This window comes from Flavobacterium sp. LPB0248, assembly GCF_013388355.1.
Taxonomy (GTDB): Bacteria; Bacteroidota; Bacteroidia; order Flavobacteriales; family Flavobacteriaceae; genus Flavobacterium.
The window spans coordinates 2,090,652-2,105,187 of the sequence record NZ_CP058246.1 but is presented as its reverse complement, the minus strand read 5'-3'; the positions used below and the strand labels follow the sequence as shown (position 1 = coordinate 2,105,187).

The window sequence follows — 14,536 nt, the reverse complement described above, 5'->3', positions numbered from 1 at the left end:
CAAAAAAACAATGAGTTCAGTATTAAAAACAAACGCTTTAGAGAGTGAAGCGATATACATTTTCAGAGAAGTAATTTCACAGTTTGACAAACCAGTTTTACTTTTCTCAGGAGGAAAAGATTCTATCACATTAGTGCGTTTGGCACAAAAAGCATTTTTTCCTGCTAAGATTCCGTTTCCTCTATTACACGTTGATACGGGACACAATTTTCCTGAAACAATTGCTTTCAGAGATAAATTGGTAGAAGAATTAGGTTTAGAGTTGATCGTACGTAATGTTCAGGATGCTATTGATGAAGGAAAAGTAGTTGAAGAAACTGGAAAATATTCAAGCCGTAACAGTTTACAGACAACAACGCTTTTAGATGCAATTGAAGAATTTAAGTTTGATGCTTGTATTGGAGGCGCTCGTCGTGACGAAGAAAAAGCAAGAGCTAAAGAACGTATTTTCTCTGTTCGTGATGATTTCGGACAATGGGACGAAAAAAATCAAAGACCTGAATTGTTTGATATTTTGAATGGAAAAATTGAAAATGGACAAAACGTTCGTGTTTTCCCAATTTCAAACTGGACAGAATTAGATGTTTGGAGTTATATCGAAAAAGAAAAAATCGAGATTCCTTCAATCTATTTCTCACATAAAAGAAAAGTTTTTTTGAGAGACGGTTTAATCTGGTCGCATTCTCCTTTTGTGTACCAAGAAGAAGACGAACAAATCGAAGAAAGAATTGTTCGCTTCAGAACCGTTGGAGATATGAGCTGTACAGCAGCTGTTGAATCTTACGCAGCAACAATCGAAGAAGTAGTTGGAGAAATCAGATCATCAACCATTTCTGAAAGAGGAGCCAGAATCGATGACAAACGTTCTGAAGCTGCAATGGAAAAGAGAAAACAACAAGGATACTTTTAATAATTGTTAATTATGAATTGTTAATTGTTAATGCAATTCGGGACGGAACTTTAGAAGTAAAATCAAAAAAAACAAAAACATACAGATTTAAGTTTCGCACAAAACATGAAACTTTAAACCTGAAACAAAATATTACAGAATGGACGTTTTAAAAATAGCAACAGCAGGAAGTGTAGATGACGGAAAAAGTACTTTGATCGGAAGATTATTGTACGATACAAAATCATTGACGACTGATAAAATAGAAGCAATCGAAAAAAGCAGTAAACAAAAAGGATATGATTATCTTGATTTTTCTTTGGCAACAGATGGTTTAGTAGCGGAAAGAGAACAAGGAATCACGATTGATGTTGCGCACATTTATTTTTCGACTGCAAAGAAAAGTTACATTATCGCCGATACTCCAGGGCATGTAGAATATACAAGAAACATGGTTACAGGAGCTTCGACTTCTCAGGTTTCGATCATTTTAATTGATGCCAGAAAAGGAGTTATCGAGCAGACTTACCGTCACTTTTTCATCAATAATTTATTGAGAGTAAAAGAAGTAATCGTTGCCATCAACAAAATGGATTTGGTTGATTATTCAGAAGAAGTTTTCAATAAAATCAAAGCTGATTTCCAAGCATTAAATGCAAAAAGCACTTTCAAAGAGCAAAACGTAAGTTACATTCCGTTAAGTGCAATTAATGGAGGAAACGTTGTGGATAAATCTGAAAATATGCCTTGGTATGATGGACAAACTGTTTTAGAACATTTAGAAGGATTACATTCTCATGATGTTTATGAGCCAGGAAAAGCACGTTTCCCAGTTCAGACCGTTATTCGTCCAAAAACAGAAGAATACCACGATTTTAGAGGTTACGCTGGAAAATTATACGGAAACTCAATTAAAGTTGGAGATGCTGTAACAGTTCTTCCTTCTTTAACAGAATCTAAAGTATCTAAAATTCACTTTTTCGATAAAACATTTGACGAAGCTGTTGCAGGTTCTTCAATTACAATCGAATTAGAAAATGATATTAATGTAACGAGAGGTGATATGATTGTAAAATCAAGCGAGCTTCCAAAAATTGAAAAAGACATTACCACAACAGTTTGCTGGATGGACAGTAAAAAACTGGTTCCGGGAACTAAATATTTGGTACAGCACAATACAAACAGAGTTTTAGCAAAAGTAGAAAGCATTAAAAATACAATTGCAACAGATTACTCAGGAACGACAGAAGCTTCACAATTAGCAATAAACGAAATTGGAGAAGTTAATATCAAATTAAGCAAACCGTTATATTTTGATTCATACAACGAAAACAAATCAAACGGAGCTTTTATCTTAATTGATACAGCAACTAACACAACAGCAGGAGTAGGATTCATTCGCTAGTTGATAGTTGATGGTTTTTGGTTGATAGTTATCTGCCAGCAAACCAACAACCAACAACTGACAACCAACAACTAAAGAGAAATGGAAAGTTTTAGAACAGAAATAGAAAATCCGGTAGTTCAGAAGGAGATTATCGAATTAGAAAAAAAGATTCACTTATTCCGTGGAGGAAAAATTGATGATGAGCGTTTTCGTAGTCTTCGTTTAGCGCGTGGAATCTACGGTCAGCGTCAGGAAGGCGTTCAAATGATTCGTATCAAATTGCCTTATGGTAAAGTAACTAGCGAGCAATTAGTGCGTATCACACAAGTTTCTGATGAATATTCTACAGGGCGTTTGCATATTACAACACGTCAGGATATCCAGATTCACTATGTGAGTTTAGACCGAACACCAGAACTTTGGGCAGATTTGGCTAAAGACGATATTACGCTTCGTGAAGCTTGTGGAAATACAGTTAGAAATATTACAGGAAGTGAATTGGCTGGAGTTGACGTAAACGAACCATTTGATGTTTCGCCTTATGCACACGGACTTTTTCAATATTTGTTAAGAAACCCAATCTGTCAGGAAATGGGACGTAAATTCAAAATTTCGTTCTCGTCTTCAGATGAAGATACTGCTTTGAGTTATTTACACGATTTAGGATTTATTCCGAAAATCAAAGATGGACAAAAAGGTTTTAAAATCATGTTTGGTGGAGGTTTAGGATCTCAGCCAGCACATGCAGAATTGCTTTCGGAGTTTGTTCCCGTAAACGAAATCATCCCAACAGCAGAAGGAATCATTCGTATTTTTGATAGATACGGAGAACGTGCTAAAAGAATGAAAGCGCGTATGAAATTCTTAATCAAAGAAATGGGAAGAGATGTTTTCCTTGATTTGGTTGAAAAAGAGAAAAAAGCTATCGCTTTTGAAACATACGAAATTGATACAACTGCTTTTGACGGACCAATTCCAGAACCAGTATTAGAAGTTCCGCAAGTTACAATCGAAGATACAAAAGCGTATGAAGCGTGGAAAAAATCGAATGTAATCAAACAGAAACAAGACGGTTATTATGCTATCGGAATCAAAGTTTTATTAGGAGATTTTTATACTGATAAAGCGAGATTATTAGCGGCTTTAATTAAGAATTACGCAGCAAATGAATTACGTTTTTCATTGCGTCAAAATATTGTAATACGTCACGTAAAAGAAGAGAATCTTCCTTTCTTTTATCAAGAATTAGCTAAACTTGACTTTGTTCAATTAGGATATAATTCAGTTGGAGATATTACGGCATGTCCGGGTACTGATACTTGCAACTTGGGGATTGCAAGTAGTACCGGTATTGCAGAAGAATTGGAAAGAGTTTTAACTGCTGAATATCCACAGTATTTAAACAACCGCGAAATCGAAATTAAAATTTCAGGCTGTATGAATGCGTGCGGACAACACAATATGTCTGCAATTGGATTCCAGGGAATGTCTATCAACTCAGGAAAACTAGTAGCTCCGGCTTTACAAGTTTTATTAGGAGGAGGAAGATTAGGAAACGGAGCAGGACGTTTTGCTGATAAAGTAATCAAAGTGCCTAGCCGTAGAGGTCCAGATGCATTGCGTACGATCTTAAATGATTTTGATGCTAACGGAAGCGGACAAAAATTCCTTGATTATTATGATACAAAAGGAGAAAAATATTTCTACGAAATCTTAAAACCTTACGCAGATGTAACCAATTTAACAGAAGCAGATTTTGTGGATTGGGGTAACGCAGACAATTACGTAAAAGCAGTTGGAGTTGGAGAATGTGCCGGAGTTGTGATCGATTTAGTGGCGACATTATTGTTTGAAGCTAAAGAGAAATTGATCTTGGCTCAAGAATCTTTCGATGAGAAAAAATGGTCAGATGCGATTTATCATGCTTACGCTGGATTTGTAAATGGTGCAAAAGCGTTGTTATTGGCAGAAAATCAAAAAACAAACCACCACGCAGGAATTGTAGATTTGTTTGATACTGTTTTCATTGACACGAACAAAATCGAATTAAACTCAACTTTTAAAGACTTGGTTTACCAAATCAATAAAAATGAACCATCTGAAGCTTTTGCTAAAGATTACATTGCACAAGCAACTGTTTTCTTTGATAAAATCGAAACTTTCAGAGCTCAAGAATTAGCAAATGCATAATATAAAACCCAAAATAACTTTAGTCGGTGCAGGCCCGGGCGATCCCGATTTACTTACGCTAAAAGCTGTAAAGGCATTGGCTGAAGCAAATGTGGTTTTATACGATGCTTTGGCCAACGAAGAAATTCTGGATTACGCACCAAAAAATGCGATTCGGATTTTTGTTGGAAAAAGAATCGGAAATCATGCTTACACGCAAGATCAAATCAATCAGTTGATTGTGGATAATGCTTTAACATACGGAAACGTAGTAAGATTAAAAGGTGGAGATCCATTTATTTTCGGAAGAGGCGGAGAAGAAATTGATTTTGCTGAAAGTTTCGGAATTGAAACAATTGTAGTTCCCGGAATTTCATCGGTAGTTGCCGTTCCTGCAAGTCAGGGAATTTCGATTACAAAGCGAGGCGTTTCAGAAAGCTTTTGGGCGATTACCGGAACAACTTCTGATAGAAAATTATCTTCAGATGTAGCTTTGGCAGCACAATCATCTGCGACAGTGGTAATCTTGATGGGAATGCACAAATTGCCTCAAATCATCGATTTGTTTCAAAAAGAAGATAAAGGAAATTTACCAGTTGCAATCATCCAAAACGGAACAACAACAGAAGAAAAAGTTGGAGTTGGAACAGTGGATTCAATTTTAGAAGTTGTAAAAGAAAAAGAATTAGGTTCGCCAGCTATTATTGTTTTAGGCGAAGTTGTGAGAGAAAGCAATAAACTAAAAGGATTTTACGAAGAATTTCTATCAAAAGAAACCATTCATTAAAATAATTATATGTTCCGTTGGGAACAATTCGTTGGTAAATCATCTAATTTTGTTTAGATGAAAAAAGATTAAAATGGAACAAAACGAATTATATCCAATATTTCTAAAGCTTCACAATTTAAATGTTCTGATTGTAGGTGGAGGAAATGTAGGTCTGGAAAAGCTTTCTTTCTTGCTAAAATCAAGTCCGAATGCTAATGTTGAGGTAGTTGCACCTGATTTTCATTTAGAAATTAAGGTTTTAGCAGAAAAACATCCTTCAATTAAATTGACGGAAAAAAAGTTCAAAAAGAAAATGCTTAAAAAACGTCACATGGTAATTGCCTGTACAGACGATTTGAAAGTAAATAAAAAGGTTTACGATTTAGCTAGAAAACGTTATTTGATTTGCAACATTGCCGATACGCCAGATTTATGTGATTATTATTTAGGCGGAATTGTAACAAAAGGAAATGTAAAAATTGCCATTTCAACAAACGGAAAATCACCGACAACAGCCAAAAGACTTAGGGAGTTTTTTGAGGAAGTAATTCCAGAAGATATTAACCAAATGGTTGAAAATCTGAATGAATATCGAAAGACCCTAAAAGGTAATTTTGAAGAAAAGGTTAAAAGAATGAATGAGATTACTTCTTCATTAAAAAATAAAGAGTAAAAAGGTTTCGTAAAGAAATTAATGATAAAAATCATTGAAAGTACAAGGATTTATTCGTTTCTTTGCGTTATTAAGAATGATTATAAACAACAACATAATGATTAAAACAGATATACTTATAATTGGAGCAGGCCCAACAGGTTTATTTGCCGTATTTGAGGCAGGATTGTTAAAATTAAAATGCCACATTTTAGATGCTCTTCCACAACCAGGAGGACAGCTATCAGAGTTATATCCAAAAAAACCAATTTATGATATTCCTGGATTTCCAGAAGTATTGGCAGGAGATTTAGTTGACGGATTAATGGAGCAAATCAAACAATTTGAGCCAGGATTTACTTTAGGAGAACGTGCTGAAACAGTTGAAAAGCAAGAAGACGGAACTTTCATTGTAACATCAAACAAAGGAACTAAATTCCACGCGCCAGTTATCGCAATCGCTGGAGGTTTAGGAAGTTTCGAGCCTCGTAAACCACTTATCGAAGATATCGAGTTTTATGAAGATAAAGGAGTAAAATACTTCATTAAAAATCCTGAGAAATTCAGAGATAAAAGAGTTGTTATTGCAGGAGGAGGAGATTCAGCATTAGACTGGAGTATCTTCTTAGCAAACGTAGCTTCAGAAGTAACTTTAATTCACAGAAGAAACGAATTCAGAGGAGCTTTAGATTCTGTAGAAAAAGTACAGGAATTAAAATCAGCTGGAAAAATCAAATTAATCACTCCGGCAGAAGTTATCGGAATCAATGGTGCTGAGCATGTTGAGTCATTAGACATCGAAGAAAACGGAGCACACCGTAAAATCGACTGCGATTATTTCATTCCACTTTTCGGATTAACGCCAAAATTAGGTCCAATTGGAGACTGGGGATTAGAAATCGAGAAAAATGCTATTAAAGTAAATAATGCATTAGATTACCAGACAAATATTCCAGGAATCTTCGCTATTGGAGACGTAAATACATACCCAGGAAAATTAAAGTTAATCCTTTGCGGATTCCATGAAGCGACTTTAATGTGCCAAGCTGCATATTCAATCATCAATCCAGGTAAAAAATACGTATTGAAATATACAACGGTTTCTGGAGTAGATGGTTTTGACGGAACTCGTAAAGAAGCTCCAAAAGCGGTTGTGAAGGCGATTGTCTAAGTTACTAAGATTCTGAGATACTAAGACTTTAAGATTTTTATATGGAAAGCTCAAACTTTTAGTTTGAGCTTTTTTATGCTTAGTCACTTAGTCCCGATAGCTATCGGGATAGTGTCTCAGAACCTAAAAAAAAACGTATCTTTGTGAATATAAATTTTGATTATCATGAATTTAGAAGCTAGAAAATATCAATTTATTCAGGAGTTGGTTAAGGTGGAAGACGAAAGCATTTTGGAAAAACTGGAATTGGTTTTGAAAGCAAATCAAAATGATTGGTTTGATGATTTATCAGAATCAGAGAAAAACGAAATTCAAATTGGACTAGATCAAGCCGAAAAAGGAGAAGTTATAAGTCATGAAGATGTTATGAAAAGATTTTCGAAATGGCATTAAAATTTATTTGGACTTCACAAGCAGTAAAAGGTTTTAATAAAGTTGTTGATTATCTTGAAGCAAAATGGACAACAAAAGAGATTTTAAACTTAGAAAATAAAATACAGCAAGTAATAAATCAAATTAATTTAAATCCAGAACAATTTCCAAAATCCGAAAGAAATACCACTCTGTATAAGGCTATTGTAGACAAAAACAATTATTTAGTTTACAGAATTGATAAAGAGTTTGATATTATTACAATTATCAATTTTAGAGGAACAAAACAAAAACCTAAGCATTAATAGCAAATGCCTAGAATCTATATACAAAGCTCAAACTTTTAGTTTGAGCTTTTTTATTGAACAGAATTTTAAACTCAGTATCTTAGTAACTCAGAATCTTAGAATCTAAATATATGGCTTTCGACGAAGATAATGCAAAGAGAATTAGAACGTTTCTCCAATATAAAGGCGCCGATTTTTTTGAAAAGAAAATGTTTGGTGGTATTGTTTTCATGGTAGATAACAAATTATGCTGTGGAACTCGTTTAGATAAAAAAGTTGGAGAAAATCTTTTGCTATGCAGAATAAATGATTCCGCTTATTTAAAGGCCATAGAAAGAGATGATGTGTTGCCAATGCCTAATGCAGAAAAGCCAATGAAAAACTATGTTTTTATTACCGAAATTGGCTGGGCAAGAAATCAGGATATGGAGTATTGGCTTCAACTTTGTTTAGATTTTAATCCTTTAGCAAAAGCAAGCAAGAAGAAATAAAAAACCTTACAACCTTAGCGCCTAAGTCTCTCAGAACCTTAGAAAAAAAACATTTGCAAATCGAAACCCTATTTCATACCTTTGCACTGTTCTTAAAATTATTGTCAGTTATCACGAAAGGCGGAGGGATAGACCCGATGAAACCTTAGCAACCCTTTATCATAAAGAAGGTGCTAAATTCTACTTTATACGACATTTTCCAGTATTAAAGATAGATAACACAAATACATACAGTATTTCTCAAAACTTTTCCAGACAACATACAATATTTACCGAAGCAATTCAGTAAGGAGCGAATCATTGGCGCATTTTTGCAGTCAGTAGTTCCCGCTTTCGCCTATATCTCTCCATTTCATTACGAGGATACCGGCTCAATCGGGGCTAATGAGTCACCAATAGTGCACTTTTGGAATTAATGTGAATAAAAATATCGAAGGTTAAACCCGACAGGTTTCAAAAGCCTGTCGGGTTTAAATAGAACCTTCAAAAATTATAATTAAAAAAGCTTTGTGCCTTAGCGCCTTAGCGGCAAATACAACATGGCAATTACGATAAAAGAAGCAATAAAAAAAAATATCCTAATCCTTGATGGAGCAATGGGAACAATGTTGCAACGCTACAATTTCTCTGAAGAAGATTTTAGAGGAGAGCGTTTCAAAGATTTCCCGCATCCGTTAAAAGGAAACAACGATTTACTATCCCTAACACAACCACAAGCAATCCGCGATGTTCATGCCGCTTATTATGAAGCTGGTGCTGACATCGTAGAAACCAATACCTTCTCAGGAACGACAATCGGTATGGCCGATTATCACATGGAAGATTTGGTTTACGAGTTAAACTACGAATCGGCAAAACTCGCACGCGAGGTTGCCGATGAGTTTACCGCTAAAAATCCAAATAAACCACGTTTCGTAGCCGGTTCAATCGGGCCTACAAACCGTACGGCAAGTATGTCACCAGACGTAAACGATCCAGGTTATAGAGCCGTAACATTTGACGATTTACGAATTGCTTACAAACAACAAGCAGAAGCTTTAATGGATGGTGGCTGTGATTTACTTTTGGTAGAAACAATCTTTGATACATTAAATGCAAAAGCAGCACTTTTTGCAATCGAAGAAGTAAAAGAAGAACGTAATATTGATATTCCAATCATGGTTTCAGGGACCATTACCGATGCTTCAGGAAGAACACTTTCTGGGCAGACTGTTGAAGCGTTTTTGATTTCAGTTTCACATATTCCGTTGTTAAGTGTAGGATTCAATTGCGCTCTTGGGGCGGATTTATTGAAACCATATTTAAAAACATTGGCGCATAACACAAGTTTTAATGTGTCGGCACATCCAAACGCAGGATTACCAAACGCATTCGGACAATATGATGAAACGCCAGAACAGACGCAAGTTTTCATTAAAGAATATTTAGAGGATAATTTAATCAATATCATTGGAGGTTGTTGCGGAACAACTCCAGATCATATTCGATTAATGGCTGAGGTTGCTAAGGATTATAAGCCTAGAGTGGCGCCTGTTATTGAATAATATTTCTGAAAATAAGTAAAATTAGATGGTTAATAAGAAAACACACTTTGTAATAATTTCAATTTTGCTAGTACTGCTTGTTGTATATGCTTATCAGAGATTTGAAAGTAATACCCAAAAGTATAGTAGTGACGATTATAGAGAGCAAATAACTTCAAAGTCATCAATGCAAGTAGGAGAGTGTTTTTCATACGAGGAAGAAGGAATATATTACGGTATAATCCTGATTAAATATGAAGATGATGATTTGTACACTGTTGCTTTGTTAGATAGAACTGAAAAAAAAGAATTAAAGAGAGATAATTTTATTAATGGAGATTTAATTTGTACGAGTAATCATATGATTGCACCAGGGGCGTATGGTTTGTCAACAGGCTTTTTTACAAAGAGTGATTTAGAAGTGTTTAAACAAAAATTTAAATATGTTACGAAAATTCACCTTGATGATTCTAAAATTGAAGTTAATGGAGGAGGAGGTTTGATTGATGATAAAAGAGTTTCAATTAAAGAATTGCGTGATCGTAATAGACTTTTGAAACAAATGAAACAATATACAGAACCTGTAAGTAAATATCTCAATTAAACAAAAGTTTTGTAAGGCTAAATATTGGTAGTGTCAAAATACATTCCGTTGAAAACTGAATTGAATTTGAAAAATTCGGTAAAAATAAACATCTTATGAAACCGAGTTTGCGTGAGGGATAGAAGTGAAAAGCCCACAGCCTGACGAAGGAAGAGCGAGGACTTGTAACGGATAGCCCGGTTCGCCACGGCGAATCACGCCCAAATTAAAATATTGAAAACGAATATACCTACAAGGTTTTAAAAACCTCGCAGGAAAGAAAATAGAATAAAAAAACTTAGAACCTTAGAATCTCAGGATCTTAGTAACTTAGAAAGAAATGACAGAAAAAAGAAGAGACCTTGTATTATCAGGATTAGAACCGTTAATTATTACGCCGGAAAGTGTTTTCGTGAATGTTGGTGAGCGTACGAATGTAACAGGTTCAAGAAAATTCCTAAGACTAATCAAGGAAGAGAAATATGACGAGGCGCTTGATATTGCAAGACAACAGGTAGAAGGCGGAGCACAAATCATCGATATTAATATGGATGAAGGAATGCTTGACGGTGTTACTGCTATGACTAAATTTTTGAATTTAATTGCTGCAGAACCAGACATTTCGAGAGTGCCGATCATGATCGACAGTTCGAAATGGGAAATCATTGAAGCTGGTCTTAAAGTAGTACAAGGAAAAAGCGTTGTAAACTCGATTTCGTTAAAAGAAGGAGAAGAGGCCTTTATTCATCATGCCAAATTAATCAAACGTTACGGAGCTGCTGCTATTGTTATGGCTTTTGACGAAGTTGGTCAGGCGGATAATTACGATCGTCGTGTGGAGATTTGTCAACGTTCGTATGATATTTTGGTGAACAAAGTAAATTTCCCTCCACAAGATATTATTTTCGATTTAAATATTTTCCCGGTTGCAACGGGAATGGAAGAGCATAGATTGAACGCTTTGGATTTCTTTAGAGGAACAAAATGGGTTCGCGAAAACCTTCCGCACGCACATATTAGTGGTGGTGTGAGTAACGTTTCGTTCTCTTTTAGAGGAAATGATACGGTTCGTGAAGCGATGCACTCAGTATTCTTGTATCACGCAATTAAAAATGGAATGACGATGGGAATCGTGAATCCAGAGATGCTTACGATTTACGATGATATTCCGAAAGACTTATTGGAATACGTTGAAGATGTAATTCTGGATAGACGCGACGACGCAACCGAAAGATTGTTAGATTTTGCTGATAGTGTAAAAGGTGAAGCAAAAAGCGATGAAAAAACGGTTCAAGAATGGCGTTTTGGAACTGTTCAGGAGCGTATTACGCATTCGTTAGTAAAAGGAATCGATGCTTTTATTGAAGAAGATGTTGAAGAAGCACGTTTGGCAGCGACAAAACCAATCGAAGTTATCGAAATTAATTTGATGGCCGGAATGAATGTCGTTGGAGATTTATTCGGAAGCGGAAAAATGTTCCTGCCTCAGGTAGTAAAATCGGCTCGTGTAATGAAAAAAGCCGTGGCTTATTTATTGCCTTTCATTGAAGCAAGCAAACAAGCTGGAGACAAACAAGGAAACGGAAAAATCCTGATGGCGACTGTAAAAGGTGACGTTCACGATATTGGTAAAAACATCGTTTCGGTAGTTTTGGCTTGTAACAATTATGAGATTGTAGATTTAGGTGTAATGGTACCTCCGGAAAAAATCATTGCAGCGGCGATTGAACATGAAGTAGATATTATTGGATTAAGCGGACTGATCACGCCTTCGCTTGACGAAATGGTATATTTAGCCAAAGAATTAGACAAACAAGATATTAAAATCCCGATTATGATTGGTGGAGCAACCACTTCGCGCGCGCATACAGCGGTGAAAATTGCACCTCAGTACAGAGAAACTGTAATTCACGTAAACGATGCTTCGAGAGCGGTTACTGTTGCAGGAAATCTGTTAGATCATAATAGAAAAATATATGCGGCAGATATTCGTGCAGAATATGATTCTTTTAGAGAAACATTCTTAAATCGTTCGAGAGATAAGAATTTCCTAACTATTGAAGATGCCCGCAAAAATAAATTACCATTGGATTGGTCGGAATACACGCCAACAAAACCAAAAGTAATTGGTGCGCAAACCATCGAAATAGAACTAGATGTTTTGGTTCCTTATATCGACTGGACGCCGTTTTTCCAGACTTGGGAATTGTACGGAAAATATCCTGCAATTTTAACGGATGAGGTTGTTGGTAAAGAAGCAACTTCTGTTTTTAATGATGCTCAGGCAATGCTAAAAGTAATTTTAGAAGAGAAAAAACTAAAAGCAAAAGGTATTTACGGAATTTTCCCTGCGAATCAGGTAAATGATGATGATATCGAATTGCGTGATGAAAATGGAAAAGTTTTAGAGAAATTCTTAACGCTTCGTCAGCAGTCACAAAAAACAAAAGGAGCGCCAAATATCGCTTTAGCCGATTTTATTCTGCCAAAAGAAAGCGGAATAGAAGATTATATAGGAGCTTTTTGCGTAACAACAGGTTTTGGTGTAGACGAATGGGCTGCGGAATATGAAAAGAATTTAGACGATTACAATTCTATTATGGTAAAAGCGCTTGCCGATCGTTTTGCCGAGGCTTTCGCCGAATATCTTCACGAGAGAGTTCGTAAAGATTTCTGGGGTTACGATTCAGAAGAATCTTTAACCAACGAAGAATTGATCAAAGAAAGTTATAAAGGAATTCGTCCGGCTCCAGGTTATCCGGCTTGTCCAGATCACTTGGAAAAACCAACAATCTGGAAACTCTTAGATGTTGAAAAACAAATTGGAGTGAAACTAACAGAGAGTATGGCGATGTGGCCAGCTTCATCGGTATCAGGATATTATTTCGGAAACCCAAAAAGTAGATATTTCGGATTAGGAAAGATAAAAGAAGATCAGGTGGTAGATTACGCTAAACGACGCAATGTCTCAACTGATTATGCAATGAAATGGTTAAACCCTAATATAGCAGATTAATAAAAGTTATTTTGGTTTCAGGTTTCAGGTTTCAAGTTTGCTAAGCAACTTGAATCTTGAAACCTAAAACTTGAAACAAAAAAAAGATAATGAAAGTAACAGAACATATAGAAAACGCCAAAGGAAAAACATTATTCTCATTTGAAATTATTCCGCCTCAAAAGGGGAAAAGTATTCAGGAGTTATATGATAATATTGATCCGTTAATGGAGTTTAATCCGCCGTTTATTGATGTAACAACTTCTCGCGAGGAGTATATTTACATTGACCGCGGTAACGGACTTTTGGATAAAAAGCTGACTCGTATGCGTCCGGGAACGCTTGGAATCTGCGCTTCTATAAAACATAAATACAATGTAGATACCGTTCCGCATTTGCTTTGCGGTGGATTTACACAAGAAGAAACCGAATACATGCTGGTTGATTGTCAGTATTTAGGAATCAACAATGTAATGGCGCTTCGCGGCGATGCAATGAAAGATGAACAATCTTTTGTACCGAAAGCAGGAGGAAATCATTACGCAGTTGATTTGGTTCGTCAAATCAAAGATTTAAATTGTGGAAAATATCTGCACGAAGTGATGGATATTGATAATAAAGCTGACTTCTGTATTGGTGTTGCGGGTTATCCTGAAAAACATTTAGAATCACCATCTTTACAATCAGATCTAAAAAGATTAAAAGAAAAAGTTGATGCAGGTGCTGATTACGTGGTAACACAAATGTTTTTTGATAACTCAAAATATTTTGCTTTTGTAGAAAAAGCAAGAGAAATGGGAATCACAATTCCGATTATTCCTGGAATTAAACCAATCGCTGTTCAAAGACATTTACAGGTTTTACCGCAAATTTTCAGAATCGATTTGCCAGAAGATTTAATCGATGCTGTAGACAAATGCAAAAATAACGCTGAAATCAAACAAGTGGGAATCGAATGGGCGATTCAGCAATCATTAGAATTAAAAGCTGCTGGAGTTCCGTTTTTACACTATTATTCAATGGGTAAATCTGAGAATATCCGCCAGATTGCAAGTAAGGTTTTTTAAGGTCTTTGCGAGGAACTTTGTCAAAGTTTTAAACTTTGACAAAGTTGTTCAAGTAAAGTTTGTCATTCCGAGGAACGAGGAATCTCACTCGGGTGTTGACAAAGATTGGCGATCTACTTTGCGGAGTTTCTAGTGTGATTTCTCGTTCCTCGGAATGACAAAAAAGTTGGAATTTTTTAAT

13 protein-coding genes and 1 riboswitch are annotated in these 14,536 nt (G+C 35.7%); all 13 genes read left to right on the top strand.

From position 1 onward, the window contains the following. Positions 1 to 10 precede the first annotated feature (10 nt). The 13 genes from cysD to metF all read left to right on the top strand — a co-directional run bounded on the left by cysD (position 11) and on the right by metF (position 14,355). Positions 11 to 910 carry a sulfate adenylyltransferase subunit CysD gene (gene cysD / locus LPB248_RS08695; protein WP_008466601.1) on the top strand — a complete coding sequence of 300 codons (900 nt, stop codon included), beginning with the start codon at positions 11 to 13 and terminating at the stop codon, positions 908 to 910. Positions 911 to 1,049: 139 nt separating this feature from the next. After that, positions 1,050 to 2,294 carry a sulfate adenylyltransferase subunit 1 gene (locus LPB248_RS08690; protein ID WP_177211083.1) on the top strand — a complete coding sequence of 415 codons (1,245 nt, stop codon included), beginning with the start codon at positions 1,050 to 1,052 and terminating at the stop codon, positions 2,292 to 2,294. An 81-nt stretch (positions 2,295 to 2,375) separates the two neighbouring features. Further along, positions 2,376 to 4,466 (top strand): HEPN domain-containing protein, encoded by a 2,091-nt coding sequence (locus tag LPB248_RS08685; RefSeq protein WP_177211082.1) that lies wholly within the window; start codon positions 2,376 to 2,378, stop codon positions 4,464 to 4,466. Beyond that, positions 4,459 to 5,232, top strand: coding sequence for a uroporphyrinogen-III C-methyltransferase (gene cobA / locus LPB248_RS08680; protein WP_095928063.1), 774 nt, complete (start codon positions 4,459 to 4,461; stop codon positions 5,230 to 5,232). The genes LPB248_RS08685 and cobA overlap by 8 nt, the downstream gene beginning before the upstream one ends. 73 nt (positions 5,233 to 5,305) lie before the next feature. Continuing rightward, positions 5,306 to 5,887: a bifunctional precorrin-2 dehydrogenase/sirohydrochlorin ferrochelatase gene (locus tag LPB248_RS08675; protein ID WP_091493804.1), complete on the top strand. Its 582-nt coding sequence runs from the start codon at positions 5,306 to 5,308 to the stop codon at positions 5,885 to 5,887. Between the two features lie 97 nt (positions 5,888 to 5,984). Beyond that, positions 5,985 to 7,037, top strand: a complete 1,053-nt coding sequence (locus LPB248_RS08670; protein ID WP_177211081.1) for an NAD(P)/FAD-dependent oxidoreductase — start codon at positions 5,985 to 5,987, stop codon at positions 7,035 to 7,037. A 165-nt stretch (positions 7,038 to 7,202) separates the two neighbouring features. Next, positions 7,203 to 7,430, top strand: coding sequence for a hypothetical protein (locus tag LPB248_RS08665; protein ID WP_177211080.1), 228 nt, complete (start codon positions 7,203 to 7,205; stop codon positions 7,428 to 7,430). Continuing rightward, positions 7,421 to 7,714 (top strand): type II toxin-antitoxin system RelE/ParE family toxin, encoded by a 294-nt coding sequence (locus LPB248_RS08660; protein WP_177211079.1) that lies wholly within the window; start codon positions 7,421 to 7,423, stop codon positions 7,712 to 7,714. The genes LPB248_RS08665 and LPB248_RS08660 overlap by 10 nt, the downstream gene beginning before the upstream one ends. A 113-nt stretch (positions 7,715 to 7,827) precedes the next feature. After that, positions 7,828 to 8,187 carry an RNA methyltransferase gene (locus LPB248_RS08655; RefSeq protein ID WP_177211078.1) on the top strand — a complete coding sequence of 120 codons (360 nt, stop codon included), beginning with the start codon at positions 7,828 to 7,830 and terminating at the stop codon, positions 8,185 to 8,187. Positions 8,188 to 8,292: 105 nt separating this feature from the next. Then, positions 8,293 to 8,409: riboswitch (SAM riboswitch) on the top strand. A 317-nt stretch (positions 8,410 to 8,726) separates the two neighbouring features. After that, entirely contained in the window at positions 8,727 to 9,731 is a 1,005-nt protein-coding gene (locus LPB248_RS08650) for a homocysteine S-methyltransferase family protein (RefSeq protein ID WP_177211077.1), read from the top strand. Positions 9,732 to 9,756: 25 nt separating this feature from the next. After that, on the top strand, positions 9,757 to 10,314 hold the full coding sequence (locus LPB248_RS08645) for a hypothetical protein (RefSeq protein WP_177211076.1): 558 nt from the start codon (positions 9,757 to 9,759) through the stop codon (positions 10,312 to 10,314). 319 nt (positions 10,315 to 10,633) lie between these two features. After that, positions 10,634 to 13,309 carry a methionine synthase gene (gene metH / locus LPB248_RS08640; protein ID WP_177211075.1) on the top strand — a complete coding sequence of 892 codons (2,676 nt, stop codon included), beginning with the start codon at positions 10,634 to 10,636 and terminating at the stop codon, positions 13,307 to 13,309. A gap of 89 nt (positions 13,310 to 13,398) precedes the next feature. Continuing rightward, positions 13,399 to 14,355 (top strand): methylenetetrahydrofolate reductase [NAD(P)H], encoded by a 957-nt coding sequence (gene metF / locus LPB248_RS08635; protein WP_177211074.1) that lies wholly within the window; start codon positions 13,399 to 13,401, stop codon positions 14,353 to 14,355. Positions 14,356 to 14,536: the final 181 nt, after the last annotated feature.

Bases quoted from the DNA above. Each gene is read 5' to 3' on its own strand.
- cysD (WP_008466601.1), top strand. From the start codon at position 11: ATGAGTTCAGTATTAAAAACAAACGCTTTAGAGAGTGAAGCGATATAC.
- LPB248_RS08690 (WP_177211083.1), top strand. From the start codon at position 1,050: ATGGACGTTTTAAAAATAGCAACAGCAGGAAGTGTAGATGACGGAAAA.
- LPB248_RS08685 (WP_177211082.1), top strand. From the start codon at position 2,376: ATGGAAAGTTTTAGAACAGAAATAGAAAATCCGGTAGTTCAGAAGGAG.
- cobA (WP_095928063.1), top strand. From the start codon at position 4,459: ATGCATAATATAAAACCCAAAATAACTTTAGTCGGTGCAGGCCCGGGC.
- LPB248_RS08675 (WP_091493804.1), top strand. From the start codon at position 5,306: ATGGAACAAAACGAATTATATCCAATATTTCTAAAGCTTCACAATTTA.
- LPB248_RS08670 (WP_177211081.1), top strand. From the start codon at position 5,985: ATGATTAAAACAGATATACTTATAATTGGAGCAGGCCCAACAGGTTTA.
- LPB248_RS08665 (WP_177211080.1), top strand. From the start codon at position 7,203: ATGAATTTAGAAGCTAGAAAATATCAATTTATTCAGGAGTTGGTTAAG.
- LPB248_RS08660 (WP_177211079.1), top strand. From the start codon at position 7,421: ATGGCATTAAAATTTATTTGGACTTCACAAGCAGTAAAAGGTTTTAAT.
- LPB248_RS08655 (WP_177211078.1), top strand. From the start codon at position 7,828: ATGGCTTTCGACGAAGATAATGCAAAGAGAATTAGAACGTTTCTCCAA.
- LPB248_RS08650 (WP_177211077.1), top strand. From the start codon at position 8,727: ATGGCAATTACGATAAAAGAAGCAATAAAAAAAAATATCCTAATCCTT.
- LPB248_RS08645 (WP_177211076.1), top strand. From the start codon at position 9,757: ATGGTTAATAAGAAAACACACTTTGTAATAATTTCAATTTTGCTAGTA.
- metH (WP_177211075.1), top strand. From the start codon at position 10,634: ATGACAGAAAAAAGAAGAGACCTTGTATTATCAGGATTAGAACCGTTA.
- metF (WP_177211074.1), top strand. From the start codon at position 13,399: ATGAAAGTAACAGAACATATAGAAAACGCCAAAGGAAAAACATTATTC.